The 13922-nt window shown below is 74.0% G+C and carries 11 protein-coding genes and 1 pseudogene; all 12 read left to right on the forward strand.

Annotated elements, in window-relative coordinates; translation table 11 throughout:
- The first annotated feature begins 11 nt into the window (after nucleotides 1-11).
- The 12 genes and pseudogenes from CITRIK5_RS00850 to CITRIK5_RS00905 all read left to right on the forward strand — a co-directional run bounded on the left by CITRIK5_RS00850 (nucleotide 12) and on the right by CITRIK5_RS00905 (nucleotide 13896).
- Entirely contained in the window at nucleotides 12-1268 is a 1257-nt protein-coding gene (locus tag CITRIK5_RS00850) for an amidohydrolase (protein WP_036314553.1), read from the forward strand.
- Nucleotides 1269-1412: 144 nt separating this feature from the next.
- Nucleotides 1413-2570, forward strand: a complete 1158-nt coding sequence (locus CITRIK5_RS00855) for a BMP family protein (RefSeq protein WP_095353408.1) — start codon at nucleotides 1413-1415, stop codon at nucleotides 2568-2570.
- Nucleotides 2571-2696: 126 nt separating this feature from the next.
- Nucleotides 2697-4289 (forward strand): annotated as a pseudogene (locus CITRIK5_RS00860) (ABC transporter ATP-binding protein); the annotation flags it as partial.
- Nucleotides 4290-4383: 94 nt separating this feature from the next.
- Nucleotides 4384-5637, forward strand: a complete 1254-nt coding sequence (locus CITRIK5_RS00865; protein WP_370462603.1) for an ABC transporter permease — start codon at nucleotides 4384-4386, stop codon at nucleotides 5635-5637.
- Nucleotides 5634-6941, forward strand: a complete 1308-nt coding sequence (locus CITRIK5_RS00870; RefSeq protein WP_095353411.1) for an ABC transporter permease — start codon at nucleotides 5634-5636, stop codon at nucleotides 6939-6941. Before CITRIK5_RS00865 ends, CITRIK5_RS00870 begins: the two co-directional genes overlap by 4 nt.
- A 2-nt stretch (nucleotides 6942-6943) precedes the next feature.
- On the forward strand, nucleotides 6944-7375 hold the full coding sequence (locus tag CITRIK5_RS00875) for a cytidine deaminase (protein WP_002856562.1): 432 nt from the start codon (nucleotides 6944-6946) through the stop codon (nucleotides 7373-7375).
- A gap of 74 nt (nucleotides 7376-7449) precedes the next feature.
- Nucleotides 7450-8784: a thymidine phosphorylase gene (locus CITRIK5_RS00880; protein WP_002856560.1), complete on the forward strand. Its 1335-nt coding sequence runs from the start codon at nucleotides 7450-7452 to the stop codon at nucleotides 8782-8784.
- Nucleotides 8785-8788: 4 nt separating this feature from the next.
- Nucleotides 8789-9436, forward strand: a complete 648-nt coding sequence (locus CITRIK5_RS00885) for a DedA family protein (RefSeq protein WP_002856558.1) — start codon at nucleotides 8789-8791, stop codon at nucleotides 9434-9436.
- Nucleotides 9437-9460: 24 nt separating this feature from the next.
- Nucleotides 9461-10672: an adenosine deaminase gene (locus CITRIK5_RS00890; RefSeq protein ID WP_002856556.1), complete on the forward strand. Its 1212-nt coding sequence runs from the start codon at nucleotides 9461-9463 to the stop codon at nucleotides 10670-10672.
- Between the two features lie 7 nt (nucleotides 10673-10679).
- The gene (locus CITRIK5_RS00895; protein ID WP_002856555.1) at nucleotides 10680-11486 is read left to right on the forward strand and encodes a MazG nucleotide pyrophosphohydrolase domain-containing protein; all 807 of its coding nucleotides are present in this window, start codon (nucleotides 10680-10682) and stop codon (nucleotides 11484-11486) included.
- Nucleotides 11487-11663: 177 nt separating this feature from the next.
- Nucleotides 11664-12941 (forward strand): phosphopyruvate hydratase, encoded by a 1278-nt coding sequence (gene eno / locus CITRIK5_RS00900; protein ID WP_095353412.1) that lies wholly within the window; start codon nucleotides 11664-11666, stop codon nucleotides 12939-12941.
- Nucleotides 12942-13077: 136 nt separating this feature from the next.
- On the forward strand, nucleotides 13078-13896 hold the full coding sequence (locus tag CITRIK5_RS00905) for a septum formation initiator family protein (protein WP_095353413.1): 819 nt from the start codon (nucleotides 13078-13080) through the stop codon (nucleotides 13894-13896).
- Nucleotides 13897-13922 lie beyond the last annotated feature (26 nt).

The following is a 13922-nucleotide window of genomic DNA, read 5'->3' on the forward strand; positions in this document are numbered from 1 at the left end:
GGTGCTGGGCCATGACCACCTCCGACTCCGTGCTGACCGGGCCCCGTCCGACCTCCGTCCCCTCGGTGGGCCCCGTGGTGGCCGAGCTCGAGGACGAGATCGTGTCCTTCCGCCGGGACCTGCACCGGCATCCCGAACTCTCCTATGAGGAGTACCGCACCACCGACCGCATCGTGGAGCTGCTCTCCGGCTACGGGCTCTCGCCCGTGCGGATGGAGTCCACGGGCGCCTACGTGGACGTCGGGGAGGGGCCGGTGGTGCTGGCCCTGCGCGCGGACATCGACGCGCTGCCGGTCGAGGAGGAGACCGGCCTGCCCTACGTGTCCGTCAATGACGGCGTCGCGCACGCGTGCGGCCACGACATGCACACCGCCGTCATGGCGGGTGTGGCCGTCGCCCTCGGCCGCATCCTCCGCGGGGCCACCGCCGACCCCGACCTGCGCGCGGTCGGCGAGCGGGTCCACGGCACGGTCCGCGTCATCTTCCAGCCCGCGGAGGAGCGGCTGCCCGGCGGCTCCCTGGCCGTGCTGCGGCAGGGGATCCTCGACGACGTGCCCCGCATCCTGGCGGCGCACTGCGACCCCCAGGTCGACGTCGGCTCGATCGGCACCCGCATCGGCGCCATCACCTCGGCGGCGGACACCATCCGGATCACCCTCACCGGACGCGGGGGGCACACCTCGCGGCCCCACCTCACCGAGGACATGGTCTTCGCCCTGTCCCAGATCGCCGTGAACGTGCCCGCCGTGCTCTCCCGGCGGATCGACGTGCGCTCGGCCGTCTCCGTGGTGTGGGGGCAGATCGCCGCCGGCAGCGCGCCCAACGCGATCGACAACACCGGCTACCTGGCCGGGACCATGCGCTGCCTCGACGCGGACGTGTGGGAGGAGGCCGGCGCGCTGCTCGACGAGGTGGTCCGACAGGTCGCCGCGCCGTACGGCGTGCACGTGCAGCTCGAGCACGTGCGCGGCGTCCCGCCGGTGCACAACACCGAGGGCGAGACGGCGCTGATCGAGACCGCGGCGCGGCGGGAACTCGGCTCCCGGGCGATCGTCCTGACCCCGCAGTCGATGGGCGGCGAGGACTTCGCCTGGATGACCCAGAAGGTGCCCGGCTCCATGCTGCGCCTCGGCACCCGGTCCCCGGGTGGCCCCATCTACGATCTGCACCGCGGGGACTACGCGCCGGACGAGCGGGCCATCGGCGTGGGCATGCGGGTCTTCACCGCCGCCGCGCTGCAGGTGCTCACGGGCGAGGACCACCACTGACCCCGCCGCCCGCCCCCGCCGGAGGGGACGGGCCCACCGTTCGGTAGACTCGCGCTCATCCGGACGGGGCCACCCGCACGGGCCCCGTCTTTCCGCGGCCACCGGCCGCGGACCTCGCACCGTGCCTTCCGAAATGAGGACCCCATGGGCATCGCCACCCCGTCGGCCGCGCGCCGCCGTCGTCTCCTGCTCCCCGCCGCCGCGCTCGGCGTCTCCGGCCTGCTGCTGACCGCGTGCGGCGCCCCGCCGGAGCAGTCCGAGGCCTCGGACTCCGGCGCCGCCGAGAGCGAGGCCATCGCCACCGTGGACGGCGTCGGCTCGGACAACAACGACTACAAGGCCTGCATCGTCTCGGACGAGGGCGGCTTCGACGACCGCTCCTTCAACCAGTCCTCCTACGAGGGCCTCAAGGCCGCCGAGGAGGCCTACGGCATCACCACCAGCGAGGCCGAGTCGAACGAGCCCAGCGAGTACACCCCGAACGTGACCGCCATGGTCAACGGCGACTGCGACGCCGTCATCGGCGTGGGCTTCCTCCTCGGCGACGCCATGAAGCCGATCGCCGCCCAGCACTCGGACACCCACTTCTTCGGCGTGGACGTCACCGACGGCGACTTCACCGACAACTTCCAGAAGCTCACCTACGACACGGCGCAGGCGGCGTTCCTGGCCGGGTACCTGGCGGCGGGCACCACCGAGACCGGCACCGTGGCCACCTACGGAGGGGCCGAGATCCCCACCGTCACCATCTTCATGGACGGCTTCGCCCGCGGCGTGGAGCACTACAACGAGGTCAAGGACAAGGACGTCAAGGTCCTGGGCTGGGACAAGGACGCGAAGACCGGCTCGTTCACGGGCGACTTCGAGAACGTGGCCAACGGCAAGACGAACACCGCCAACTTCATCAACGAGGGCGCCGACATCGTGATGCCGGTGGCGGGCCCCGTGGGCCTGGGCACCCTGGACGCCGTCCGCGAGGCGAACCAGGGCGGCAAGGACGTCAAGGTCATCTGGCCGGACTCGGACGGCTACGAGTCCACCAAGGACGGCAACCTGATCCTCACCTCGGTGAAGAAGAACATGGGCCAGTCCGTCACCGACGTGATCGCCGCGGACCTGAAGGACGAGTTCTCGGCCGAGCCCTACGTGGGCACGCTGGAGAACAAGGGCGTCGAGCTGGCCCCGTTCCACGACTTCGAGGACACGGTGCCGCAGGAGCTCAAGGACGAGCTCAAGGACCTCGAGGCGAAGATCATCTCGGGCGAGCTGAAGGTCGGTTCGGAGTACTCCCCGGAGGCCTGACCCGCCTCGCCACCGCCGCGGGGCCGGCCCGGACCCCTCCGGACCGGCCCCGCGGCGCGCGGGCGCCCGGCCCGCCCCCGCCGCCGAGCGCGGCACCACGAGCATCGACCAGACGGAAGGCCCTCGATGAGGCTCGAACTGCGCGGGATCACCAAGCGCTTCGGCTCGTTCGCCGCGAACGAGGACGTGAACCTGACCGTGGAGTCGGGGCGGGTGCACACCCTCCTCGGCGAGAACGGCGCCGGCAAGTCCACCCTGATGAACGTCCTCTTCGGGCTCTACGAGCCCACCGAGGGGGAGATCCTCCTCGACGGCGAGCCCGTCCGGTTCTCCGGTCCCGGTGAGGCCATGCGCGCGGGCATCGGCATGGTGCACCAGCACTTCATGCTCGTGCCCGTCTTCACGGTGGCCGAGAACGTGGCCCTCGGCGACGAGCACACCCGCGCCCTGGGCGTGCTCGACCTCGAGGCCACCCGCCGGCGGATCCGGGAGATCTCCGCCCAGTACGGCTTCGACGTGGACCCGGACGCCGTCGTCGAGGACCTGCCCGTGGGCGTGCAGCAGCGCGTCGAGATCATCAAGGCCCTCGTCCGCGACGCGCGCATCCTCATCCTGGACGAGCCGACCGCCGTGCTCACCCCCCAGGAGACCGACGAGCTGCTCGGCATCATCCGGCAGCTGCGGGCGGACGGCACGGCGATCGTGTTCATCTCCCACAAGCTGCGCGAGGTCAAGGCCGTCTCGGACGACATCACCGTGCTGCGCCGCGGCCGCGTGGTCGGCACGGCGGAGCCCTCCGCCGAGGCCGCCGAGCTGGCCGCCCTCATGGTGGGCCGGAACGTCGTCCTCGAGCGGCGCAAGACGGCCCCGACCCTGGGGGAGGAGACGTTCCGCGTCGAGGACCTCTCCGTCGTCTCGCCCACGGGCCAGGTGCTGCTGGACGCCGTGTCCTTCGCCGTCCGCCAGGGCGAGGTCCTCGCCGTGGCCGGTGTGCAGGGCAACGGGCAGACGGAGCTGACCGAGGCGATCATGGGCCTGGTCAAGGCCACCGGCTCCGTCACCCTGGACGGCCGGGAGCTGATCGGCCGGTCCACCCGCCAGATCATCCGCGCCGGCGTCGGCTTCGTGCCCGAGGACCGCTCCACGGACGGGCTCGTCGGCCCGTTCTCCGTGGCGGAGAACATGGTGCTCAACCGGTACGACGTCGCCCCGGCCGGCAACGCCGTGCAGATGCGCCCCGCCGCGGTACGGGCGCTCGCCGAGCGCCGCGTGGCCGAGTTCGACGTCCGCACCCAGGGCGTGGACCTGCCGGTGTCCTCCCTCTCGGGAGGCAACCAGCAGAAGGTCGTCATGGCCCGCGAACTCGTGGACGGGCTGCGCCTGTTCATCGCCTCGCAGCCCACGCGCGGCGTGGACGTCGGCTCGATCGAGTTCCTGCACGACCGGATCATCGCCGAGCGCGACGCCGGCACCCCCGTGCTGATCGTCTCCACCGAGCTGGACGAGGTCCTCGAGCTGGCCGACCGGATCGCCGTGATGTACCACGGGCGGATCGTCGGCATCGTGCCGGGGGACACCTCGCGCGAGACGCTCGGCCTCATGATGGCCGGCCAGACCCCCGACGACGCGGCCCTCGCCTCCGGCGCGGACGTCGCCGCGGACACGCCCGGCACCACCGGCGCGGCGCCCGCCGCCCACCCCACCACGCCCCCCCGCCGACTCCGCCCTGCGCCGGGTCCTCTCGGGCAACGGCACGGTCACCGCCCTGGCGATCCTGCTGTCCCTGCTGATCTCCGGCCTGCTGATCATCGCCGTGGACGAGGACGTCCGCGACGCCGCCGGCTACTTCTTCGCCCGCCCGGGCGACCTGCTCTCCGCCGCCTGGGCCGCGTTCGCCGGAGCCTTCGCGGCCCTGTTCCGCGGCGCCGTCTTCAACTACCGGGCCTCGGACGCGACGGGCATGCTCTACCCGCTCACCGAGACCCTCACCGTGGCGACCCCGCTGATCATCATCTCGCTGGGCATCGCCATCGCCTTCCGGGCGGGCCTGTTCAACATCGGCGGCCAGGGCCAGTTCATCTTCGGCGCCATGTTCGCCACGTGGTTCGGCGTGCACCTGCACCTGCCGGCCGGCGTGCACCTGCTGCTCGTCGTCGTGATGGGCGTGCTCGGCGGCGTGCTGTGGGGCTCCGTCGTCGGCGTGCTCAAGGCCTGGACCGGCGCGCACGAGGTGATCCTCACGATCATGCTCAACTACGTGGCGGTGAACCTGCTCGCGTACCTGCTGAACACCCCCGTCCTGCGGGCGCCCGGCACCACGAACCCGGTGTCCGCGCCGCTGGACCGCTCCGCCATGTTCCCGCGGCTGCTGGGGACCGACTTCCGGCTGCACTGGGGCTTCTTCGTCGCGCTGCTGGCCGTGCTCTTCACGTGGTGGCTGATGCAGCGCTCCACCCTCGGCTTCCGCCTGCGGGCCGTGGGCGCCAACCCGGACGCCGCCCGCACGGCCGGCATCTCCGTCAAGGGCTCCTACCTGGCCGCCATGGCGATCTCCGGCGGCCTCGCCGGCCTGGCCGGCGCCACCCACGTCGCCGGCACGGAGAGCACGCTGAACACCTCCGTGGCCGGGTCCTTCGGCTTCGACGCGATCACGGTGGCCCTGCTCGGCCGGTCCCACCCGGTGGGCGTGCTGTTCGCGGGCCTGCTCTTCGGCGCCCTGCGCGCCGGCGGCGTGACCATGCAGACCGAGACCGGGGTGCCGGTCGACATCGTCCTCGTGGTGCAGTCCGTGATCGTGCTGCTCATCGCGGCCCCGCCGCTGGTGCGCGCCATCTTCCGGCTGCCCGCCCCGGGCGCCGCCCGCGCCCGCCGCGCCGCCGACCCCGTGACCCAGCCCGCTGTGGCCGGCGCCGCGGTGACCGGCGCCGGCGGCCACGCCGCCGCCCCGTCCACGGGCGTCCAGGAGGCCGCGGCCACCGCCGTCGCGGACCCGCAGGCCCCGACCACGCAGCCCACGGACACGGCCCCGACCCACCGCCCGCACGAGCAGAAGGGGGACGCCCGATGAGCGCGACCGCCGCCCGGCCCCACGCCGACGTCGTCCGCCCCGAGGCCGCCGAGCCCGCCCGGGTCGTGGTCCGGCACTGGACCACCCCGATCGCCCTGACGATCCTGACCCTGCTGGCCCTGGCCGTCTTCGCCCTCGGTGCCCCCGAGGCGACGGCGACCTTCCGACTCTCGAACGCGTCCGACGCCGTCGTGCTCCCGGACCTGACCGCCGACCCCGTGCTGGGGGGCTGGCTGCTCGTCGGGCTCATGGCGGTGCTGACCGCGGTGGCCTGGCTGGCGACCCTGCGCTCGGGGCGCACCCCCGGCTGGGCCGCCGCCCTGTTCGCCGTCGCCTTCGTGGCCGCGTTCCTCATCTGGGTGATCGGCTCGGCGGACAACACCACCGTGTTCCTCACCGGCCTGATCGCCGGCTCATTCGCGCTGGCCGTCCCGCTGATCTTCGGCTCGATGGCCGGCATCCTGGCCGAGCGCTCGGGCGTGGTGAACATCGCGATCGAGGGTCAGCTGCTGGCGGGCGCGTTCACGGCCGCCGTCGTCGGCACCGCCACCGGCTCGCCCTGGGCGGGCCTGGCCGCCGCCATCGTGGCCGGCGTCCTCGTGTCCTGGCTGCTCGCCGTGTTCTCGATCAAGTACCTGGTCAACCAGGTGATCGTCGGCGTCGTGCTCAACGTGCTCGTGGCCGGCCTGACGAGCTTCCTGTACTCCACCGTCCTCACGGGCGGGGACACCGAGCTCAACGCGCCGCCGCACTTCCCGAACCTGCGGATTCCGGGCCTGGCGGACATCCCCGTGCTCGGGCCCATCCTGTTCGACCAGACGATCCTGGGCTACGCGATGTACCTGCTCGTGATCGCGCTGTGGTTCGCCCTGTTCCGCACCCGCTGGGGCCTGCGCGTGCGCGCCGTGGGCGAGCATCCCAAGGCCGCGGACACCGTGGGCATCGACGTGAACCGCACGCGCTACGCCGCCGTCCTGCTGGGCGGTGCGGTGGCCGGCATGGGCGGGGCGTTCTTCACGCTCGTCTCCGCGTCGTCCTTCACCAAGGAGATGACGGCGGGCCAGGGCTTCATCGCGCTCGCGGCCGTGATCTTCGGCCGCTGGAACCCGATCGGCGCGTTCTTCGCGGCGCTGCTGTTCGGCTTCGCCACCAACATGCAGTACGTCCTGGCGATCCTCGGCACCCCGGTGCCGAGCCAGTTCATGGCGATGCTCCCGTACCTCGTCACGGTGTTCGCCGTGGCCGGCCTCGTGGGCCGCTCGCGCGGCCCGGCCGCCTCGGGCGTGCCGTACGTGAAGGAGTAGCCGTGGCGGACGGGCAGCACACGACGACGGCGCCGCGCGTGGACTGGGACCGGCTGCGGGCCGCGGCCCTGGCCGCCACGGAGCACGCCTACGTGCCCTACTCGGGGTTCCGGGTGGGCGCCGCCGCGCTCACCGACGACGGCCGCCTCGTCTCGGGCTGCAACATCGAGAACGCGTCCTACGGGCTGACGCTGTGCGCCGAGTGCGCGCTGCTGGCCGACCTGCGCATGGGCGGGGGCGGCCGACTCGCCGCGTTCGTCTGCGTGGACGGCGACGGCGTGCTCACCATGCCCTGCGGCCGCTGCCGCCAGCTGCTGTACGAGTTCCGCGCCCCCGGGCTCGTGCTGCTCACCCCGGCGGGGGAGCGGGGGATCGACGCGGTGCTCCCGGACGCCTTCGGCCCGGCCGACCTGGAGCGGGCGGACCGTCCCTGACCCGCGGCGCGCTCCCGGGCCCGCTCGCTAGAGTCGGAGGCTGACCGTCGCAGCCGTCCCCCGAGGAGACCCCCATGACCGCGCAGCCGCAGGCCGAGCCCTTCGACGCCGTCGAGGTGATCCGCACCAAGCGGGACCGGGGGACGCTGTCCCCCGAGCAGATCGACTGGGTGGTGGACGCGTACACCCGTGGCGTGGTGGCGGACGAGCAGATGTCCGCCCTGGCCATGGCGATCCTGCTCAACGGCATGGACCGCGCCGAGATCGCCCGCTGGACGGACGCGATGATCGCCTCGGGCGAGCGCATGGACTTCGGCGGGCTCACCACCCCGGACGGCCGCCCCCTGGCCACCGCGGACAAGCACTCCACCGGCGGCGTGGGGGACAAGATCACCCTGCCGCTGGCCCCCCTCGTGGCCTCCTTCGGGGTGGCCGTGCCGCAGCTGTCCGGCCGCGGCCTCGGCCACACCGGCGGCACCCTGGACAAGCTCGAGGCGATCCCCGGGTGGCGGGCCGACCTCAGCAACGAGGCGATGCTGCGCCAGCTCTCCGAGGTGGGCGCCGTGATCTGCGCGGCCGGCTCGGGCCTGGCCCCGGCGGACAAGCGCCTGTACGCCCTGCGCGACGTCACCGGCACGGTGGAGGCCATCCCGCTGATCGCCTCCTCGATCATGTCCAAGAAGATCGCCGAGGGCACCGGCGCCCTCGTGCTGGACGTCAAGTGCGGCTCGGGCGCGTTCATGAAGGACGAGGCGTCCGCCCGCGAGCTGGCCCGGACCATGGTGGACCTCGGCCGGGACGCCGGGGTGGACACCTCGGCGCTGCTCACGGACATGTCCGTGCCCCTGGGCCGGACGGCCGGCAACGCCCTCGAGGTCCGCGAGTCGGTGGAGGTGCTCGCCGGCGGCGGCCCGGCCGACGTCGTGGAGCTCACCGTGGCGCTCGCCGCCGCGATGCTCGCCGGCGCCGGGGTCACGGACGTGGACCCGGCCGAGCACCTGGCCAACGGCCGGGCGATGGACGTGTGGAACCGGATGATCGAGGCCCAGGGAGGCGACCCCCGCGCGGCCCTCCCGACGGCGGCCCACACCGAGGACGTCGTCGCGGAGACGGACGGCGTCCTCACCGAGCTGGACGCGATGGCCGTGGGCCTGGCCGCGTGGCGCCTCGGCGCCGGACGGGAGCGGCAGGGCCAGGCCGTCCAGGCCGCGGCCGGCGTCGAGGTGCACGTGCGCCCCGGTGAGCGCGTGGCCCAGGGTCAGAAGGTGCTGACCCTGCACACGGACACGCCGGAGCGCTTCGAGCGGGCGAGGGCCGCGCTCGCCGGCGGGTGGGCCGTCGGCGAGCTCGACGACGTCGACGCCCGGACCCTGCGCGAGCGCTCCGTGATCCTGGACCGGATCGGCTGACCGGATGCTCGCGTGGCTCGAGGAGGCGATCCTCCACGCCTCCGCGCAGTGGTGGGTCCTGCCGCTGACGCTGCTGCTGTGCCTGCTCGACGGAATCGTGCCGATCTTCCCGTCGGAGTCGGTGCTGGTGGCCCTCGGCGCGATCGTCCGCGACGGGCACCCGTTCTCCCTGTGGGCGCTGTGGGGGGTCGGCTTCGCGGGCGCGTTCCTGGGGGACGTGGCCGCGTACGCGATCGGCCGTGCCGTGGGCGTGGAGCGGTTCCGGTGGATGCGGCTGCGGCGGGTGCGGGCCACGGTCGAGGTCGCCCGGCACCACCTGCACAGCCACGGCGCGCTGCTGCTGTTCACCGCCCGGTTCATCCCCGGCGGCCGCGTGGCCCTGAACCTCACGGCCGGCGCCACCCGCTATCCGCCGGTGCGGTTCGTGGCGCTGGACCTGCTCTCCACGGCCAGCTGGGCCGCGTACTCGATCATGATCGCGCGCCTGACCGCGGGCTGGCTGGAGAATCCGGTGCTGCAGATCGCCGTCTCCGTGACGGGTGCCGCGCTCGTGGGCCTGCTGCTGGACCGTCTGCTCAAGGCCCTGCTGCGCCGCCGGCTGGGCTCCGGGGTGAAGGGCCTCACCCTGGCCGAGCAGGAGGCCCTGCGCTGAGCGCCCTGCCGTAGAGTGACGCCCGTGACGACGACGCAGCTTCCGGACACCGCATCCCCCTCCCCGCTCGAGGTCGACCTGGCCGTCCTGCCCAAGGTCTCCCTCCACGACCACCTCGACGGCGGCCTGCGCGTGGGCACCGTCCTCGACCTGGCCCGCGAGGCCGGCGTCGAGGTCCCCGCGGACACCGTCGAGGGCCTGGCCGAGTGGATCGCCGAGCACGCCAACGGCGAGTCCCTCGAGAAGTACCTGCAGGTCTTCGCCCTGACCACCGCCGTGATGCAGACCCGCGAGCAGCTGCGCCGCGTGGCCCGCGAGTTCGTCGAGGACCTGGTCGCCGACGGCGTCGTCTACGGCGAGATCCGCTGGGCCCCCGAGCAGCACCTGGCCGGCGGGCTGACCCTGGACGAGGCCGTCGAGGCCGTGCAGGCCGGTCTGGACGAGGCGGTCGAGGCCGCCGACGCCGCGGGCCACGTGATCCGCGTGGGACAGCTGGTCACCGCGATGCGGCACGCCGACCGGGCCCAGGAGATCGCCGAGCTGGCCGTGCGCCACCGCGAGGCCGGCGTCGTGGGCTTCGACATCGCGGGTGCCGAGGCCGGGTTCCCGCCCTCCCGCTTCGCCGACACCTTCACGTGGCTGGCCGCCCACCACCTGCCCGTCACCGTGCACGCGGGCGAGGGCGACGGCCTGGACTCCGTCCGCTCGGCCCTCGTGGACGGCCGCGCCCTGCGTCTGGGCCACGGCGTGCGCCTGGCCGAGGACATCTCGGTGGAGTACGGCGGCGTGGACGAGGACGGCGAGCAGCTGGACGAGCTGACCGGCCTCGTGGACCTGGGCGAGACCGCCGCGTGGGTGCGGGACCGGCAGATCGCCCTGGAGGTCTGCCCGTCCTCGAACCTGCAGACCGGCGCGGTGGACGCCGCGGCGGGCATCGCGGGCCATCCCATCGACCTGCTCGTGCAGCTCGGCTTCCGCGTCACCGTGAACACGGACAACCGGCTCGTCTCGGACGTGTCCCTGACCGACGAGCTCTACCTGCTCGCCGAGACCTTCGGCTACTCGCTCTCCGAACTGCTGGACCTGCAGCTCAACGCCGCCGAGGCGGCCTTCCTGTCCGTGGACGAGCGCGAGGACCTCGCCGAGATCCTCGTGGCCGGCTGGGGCGAGGTCATCTCCGGCGACGCCGTGGGCCCGGTCCTCGAGGAGCTGGACGACGAGGACGAGGACGACTGATCCTCCCGTGAGCGCGAGTGTGGACCGTCTGGTGGCGGTGGTCGAGGCCCTGCGCGACCACTGCCCCTGGACGGCCGCGCTCACGCACGCCGACCTCGCCGAGTACCTCGTGGAGGAGGCGTACGAGGCGGTGGCGGAGATCGAGTCCCGCGACGCCGCCGCGTGGGCCGACGTGCCCGCGCGTCGGGCCGACGGCGCGTACCCCGCCCTGGCCGCCGAGCTCGGGGACGTCCTGTTCCAGGTGGTCCTGCACGCCGCCGTCTCCCGGGCGCCGGGCGCCCCGGCGGAGTCGGCCGGGTTCCGCCTGGACGACGCCGCCGACGCCCTCACGGCCAAGATGATCCGGCGCAACCCGCTCGTGCTCACCCCCGAGGGCGGCCTGCGCCCGGCCGAGGAGCTCGCCGCCGTCACGGCCGAGGCCGTCGAACTGGCCTGGGAGCGGGTCAAGGCGCGGGAGCGGGCGGCCGCGGGGCTCTCGCCCGCCGCCCCGGCCCACGACGACGGCGGCACCGGCCCGGGCCTCGACGTCGGCGACATCCCGGCCCGGCTGCCGGCGCTGGCCGCCGCCGCGAAGGTGGTGGACCGCGCGGCTCGGCAGGAGCCGGACCCGCTCGCCGCGCACGTCCCCGCGCCGGCCGCCGAGGCGGGGGAGCGCCCGGCGGCGGGGTGGCCGGACGAGGCCGCGCTCGGGGCGGAGCTGTTCACGCTGGTGCGCCGGGCCCGGGCGGCGGGGCTGGACCCCGAACGGGCCCTGCGCGCCACGGTGGCCCGGGTGCGTGCCGGGGACTGGGCGGCGCTGCGCCCGTCCGGCTGACGCGACGCCGCTCCGGCCCGGCCGCAGTCCCGACCGCGCCCCAGCGACATCGCAGCAGGGGGGAACGGCGGTCTTGTCGCCGGCGCGCGGCCGACCGGAACCGGAGGTCCCCGCTAGGCTGAGGCCGTGTCCACGCCGCGGGCACGACTTCCGACTTCGATTGAAGGAGACCCGTCCATGGCCCTGATCGACGCCATCCACGCTCGCGAGATCCTCGACTCGCGCGGCAACCCCACCGTCGAGGTGGAGGTCCTGCTCACCGACGGCTCCCTGGGCCGCGCGGCCGTGCCCTCGGGCGCGTCCACCGGCGAGTTCGAGGCGGTCGAGCGCCGTGACGGGGACAAGAAGCGCTACGGCGGGAAGGGCGTGCTGGACGCCGTCGCCGCGGTCGAGGGCATCGCGGAGGAGCTCGAGGGCGAGTTCGCCGCGGACCAGCGCGCCGTGGACCGCGCGATGCGGGACCTGGACGGCACCCCCAACAAGGGCAAGCTGGGCGCGAACGCGATCCTGGGCGTGTCGATGGCCGTCGCCGTGGCCGCCGCGCAGGCCTCCGACCTCATGCTCTACAAGTACCTGGGCGGCCCGAACGCCCACGTGTTGCCCGTGCCGATGATGAACATCCTCAACGGCGGCGCCCACGCGGACTCCAACGTGGACATCCAGGAGTTCATGATCGCCCCGATCGGCGCCCCGTCCTTCCGCGAGGCCCTGCGCTGGGGCACCGAGGTCTACCACGCCCTGAAGACCGTGCTGCAGGAGAAGGGCCTGTCCACCGGCCTGGGCGACGAGGGCGGGTTCGCCCCGTCCCTGGAGTCCAACCGCGCCGCCCTGGACCTCATCGCCGAGGCCGTGACGAAGGCCGGCTACCGCCTGGGCGAGGACATCGCGCTGGCGCTGGACGTCGCCTCCTCCGAGTTCTTCGACAACGGCTCCTACACCTTCGAGGGCCAGCAGCGCTCCGCCGAGGAGATGGCCGCCTACTACACCGAGCTGGTGGACAACTACCCGATCGTCTCCATCGAGGACCCGCTCGACGAGGACGACTGGGACGGCTGGCAGCACCTGACCGCGCAGCTGGGCGATCGCGTCCAGCTGGTGGGCGACGACCTGTTCGTCACCAACGTGGAGCGGCTGCAGCGCGGCATCGACGAGAAGGCCGGCAACGCCCTGCTCGTGAAGGTCAACCAGATCGGCTCCCTGACCGAGACCTTCGACGCGATCGCCCTGGCCCAGCGCCACATGTTCCACTGCATGATCTCGCACCGCTCGGGCGAGACCGAAGACACGTTCATCGCGGACCTCGCGGTGGCCACCAACGCCGGCCAGATCAAGACCGGCGCCCCGGCCCGCTCGGACCGCGTGGCCAAGTACAACCAGCTGCTGCGCATCGAGGAGGACCTGGACGACGCCGCCGTCTACGCGGGCCGCTCCGCCTTCCCGCGCTTCCGCGGCTGACCGTCCCCGACGACGACGCGCGGGCCCGCCCGGATCCCTCCGGGCGGGCCCGCGCCCGTCCCGGCGCGACCAGGATCCTGTCAGGGGCGGGCAGTAGGCTGGGAGGGTCCCCGCCACGCGTCCGAAGGAGTCCGCGATGAGTCCGCGCCGCCCCCGCGTGCCCCGTGTCGACCCGACGACGGGCGCCCCGCGCCGGACCGCCGTCGCGGCCCCGGCGGCCCCGACGACGGCCTTCCCGGAGGCGGACACGCCCACGCCGACCCCTGCGGCCCCCACGCCGGCGCCCGCGGCGACGGACGCCGAGGTCATCGACCTGCAGAGCGTCCAGGAGCGCCGCCAGGCCGGTCACCCCGGACACCTGGACGGGCACCCGGACGCGGACCGGGCCGACACGGCCCCCGCCGGGGACACCGCCGCCCCCGCGTCCCCGTCGGCACCCCCGCGCCGGACGGCTCCGGCCCGCCCGGCCGGGCGTCGGCCCCGGCCCGCCCCCCGCCGCGCCGCATCCGCCGCCGCCACGGCCGCCCGCCGTCGGGCCCCGCTGCCGGAGCCGGTGCCGGCCCGGCAGATCACGGGCCGCTCGCTCATCGTCGTCGCCGTGCTGCTGGTGGCCGCCGTCCTGGTGGCGCCCACGCTGCGCGCGTTCCTGAACCAGCAGCTGGAGATCTCGGCCGCGCGCGAGGAGATCGCCACCATGCAGGCCCAGCGCGAGGACTACGAACGGCGGATCCAGCTGTGGGACGATCCCGCCTACGTGACCCAGCAGGCGCGTGAGCGTCTCGAGCTGGTCATGCCGGGGGAGACCCTGTACTCCGTGACGGGGCGGCCCTCCGAGACCGACACCGCGACCGAGACCGAGGACACGCCCGCCGCCGGCGCGGACGAGGTCGTCAACACCCGCCTGCCGTGGGCCGAGGGCCTGTGGGACTCGGCCGTCCGCGCCGGGCTCGAGTGAGCCCCGCGTCCCGCCCCCGCCCGCAC

The organism is Micrococcus sp. 116 (genome assembly GCF_902506395.1).
Taxonomy (GTDB): domain Bacteria; phylum Actinomycetota; class Actinomycetes; order Actinomycetales; family Micrococcaceae; genus Micrococcus; species Micrococcus luteus.

Bases quoted from the DNA above. Each gene is read 5' to 3' on its own strand.
- CITRIK5_RS00880 (WP_002856560.1), top strand. From the start codon at position 7,450: ATGACCGCGCAGCCGCAGGCCGAGCCCTTCGACGCCGTCGAGGTGATC.
- eno (WP_095353412.1), top strand. From the start codon at position 11,664: ATGGCCCTGATCGACGCCATCCACGCTCGCGAGATCCTCGACTCGCGC.
- CITRIK5_RS00870 (WP_095353411.1), top strand. From the start codon at position 5,634: ATGAGCGCGACCGCCGCCCGGCCCCACGCCGACGTCGTCCGCCCCGAG.
- CITRIK5_RS00855 (WP_095353408.1), top strand. From the start codon at position 1,413: ATGGGCATCGCCACCCCGTCGGCCGCGCGCCGCCGTCGTCTCCTGCTC.
- CITRIK5_RS00885 (WP_002856558.1), top strand. From the start codon at position 8,789: ATGCTCGCGTGGCTCGAGGAGGCGATCCTCCACGCCTCCGCGCAGTGG.
- CITRIK5_RS00905 (WP_095353413.1), top strand. From the start codon at position 13,078: ATGAGTCCGCGCCGCCCCCGCGTGCCCCGTGTCGACCCGACGACGGGC.
- CITRIK5_RS00850 (WP_036314553.1), top strand. From the start codon at position 12: ATGACCACCTCCGACTCCGTGCTGACCGGGCCCCGTCCGACCTCCGTC.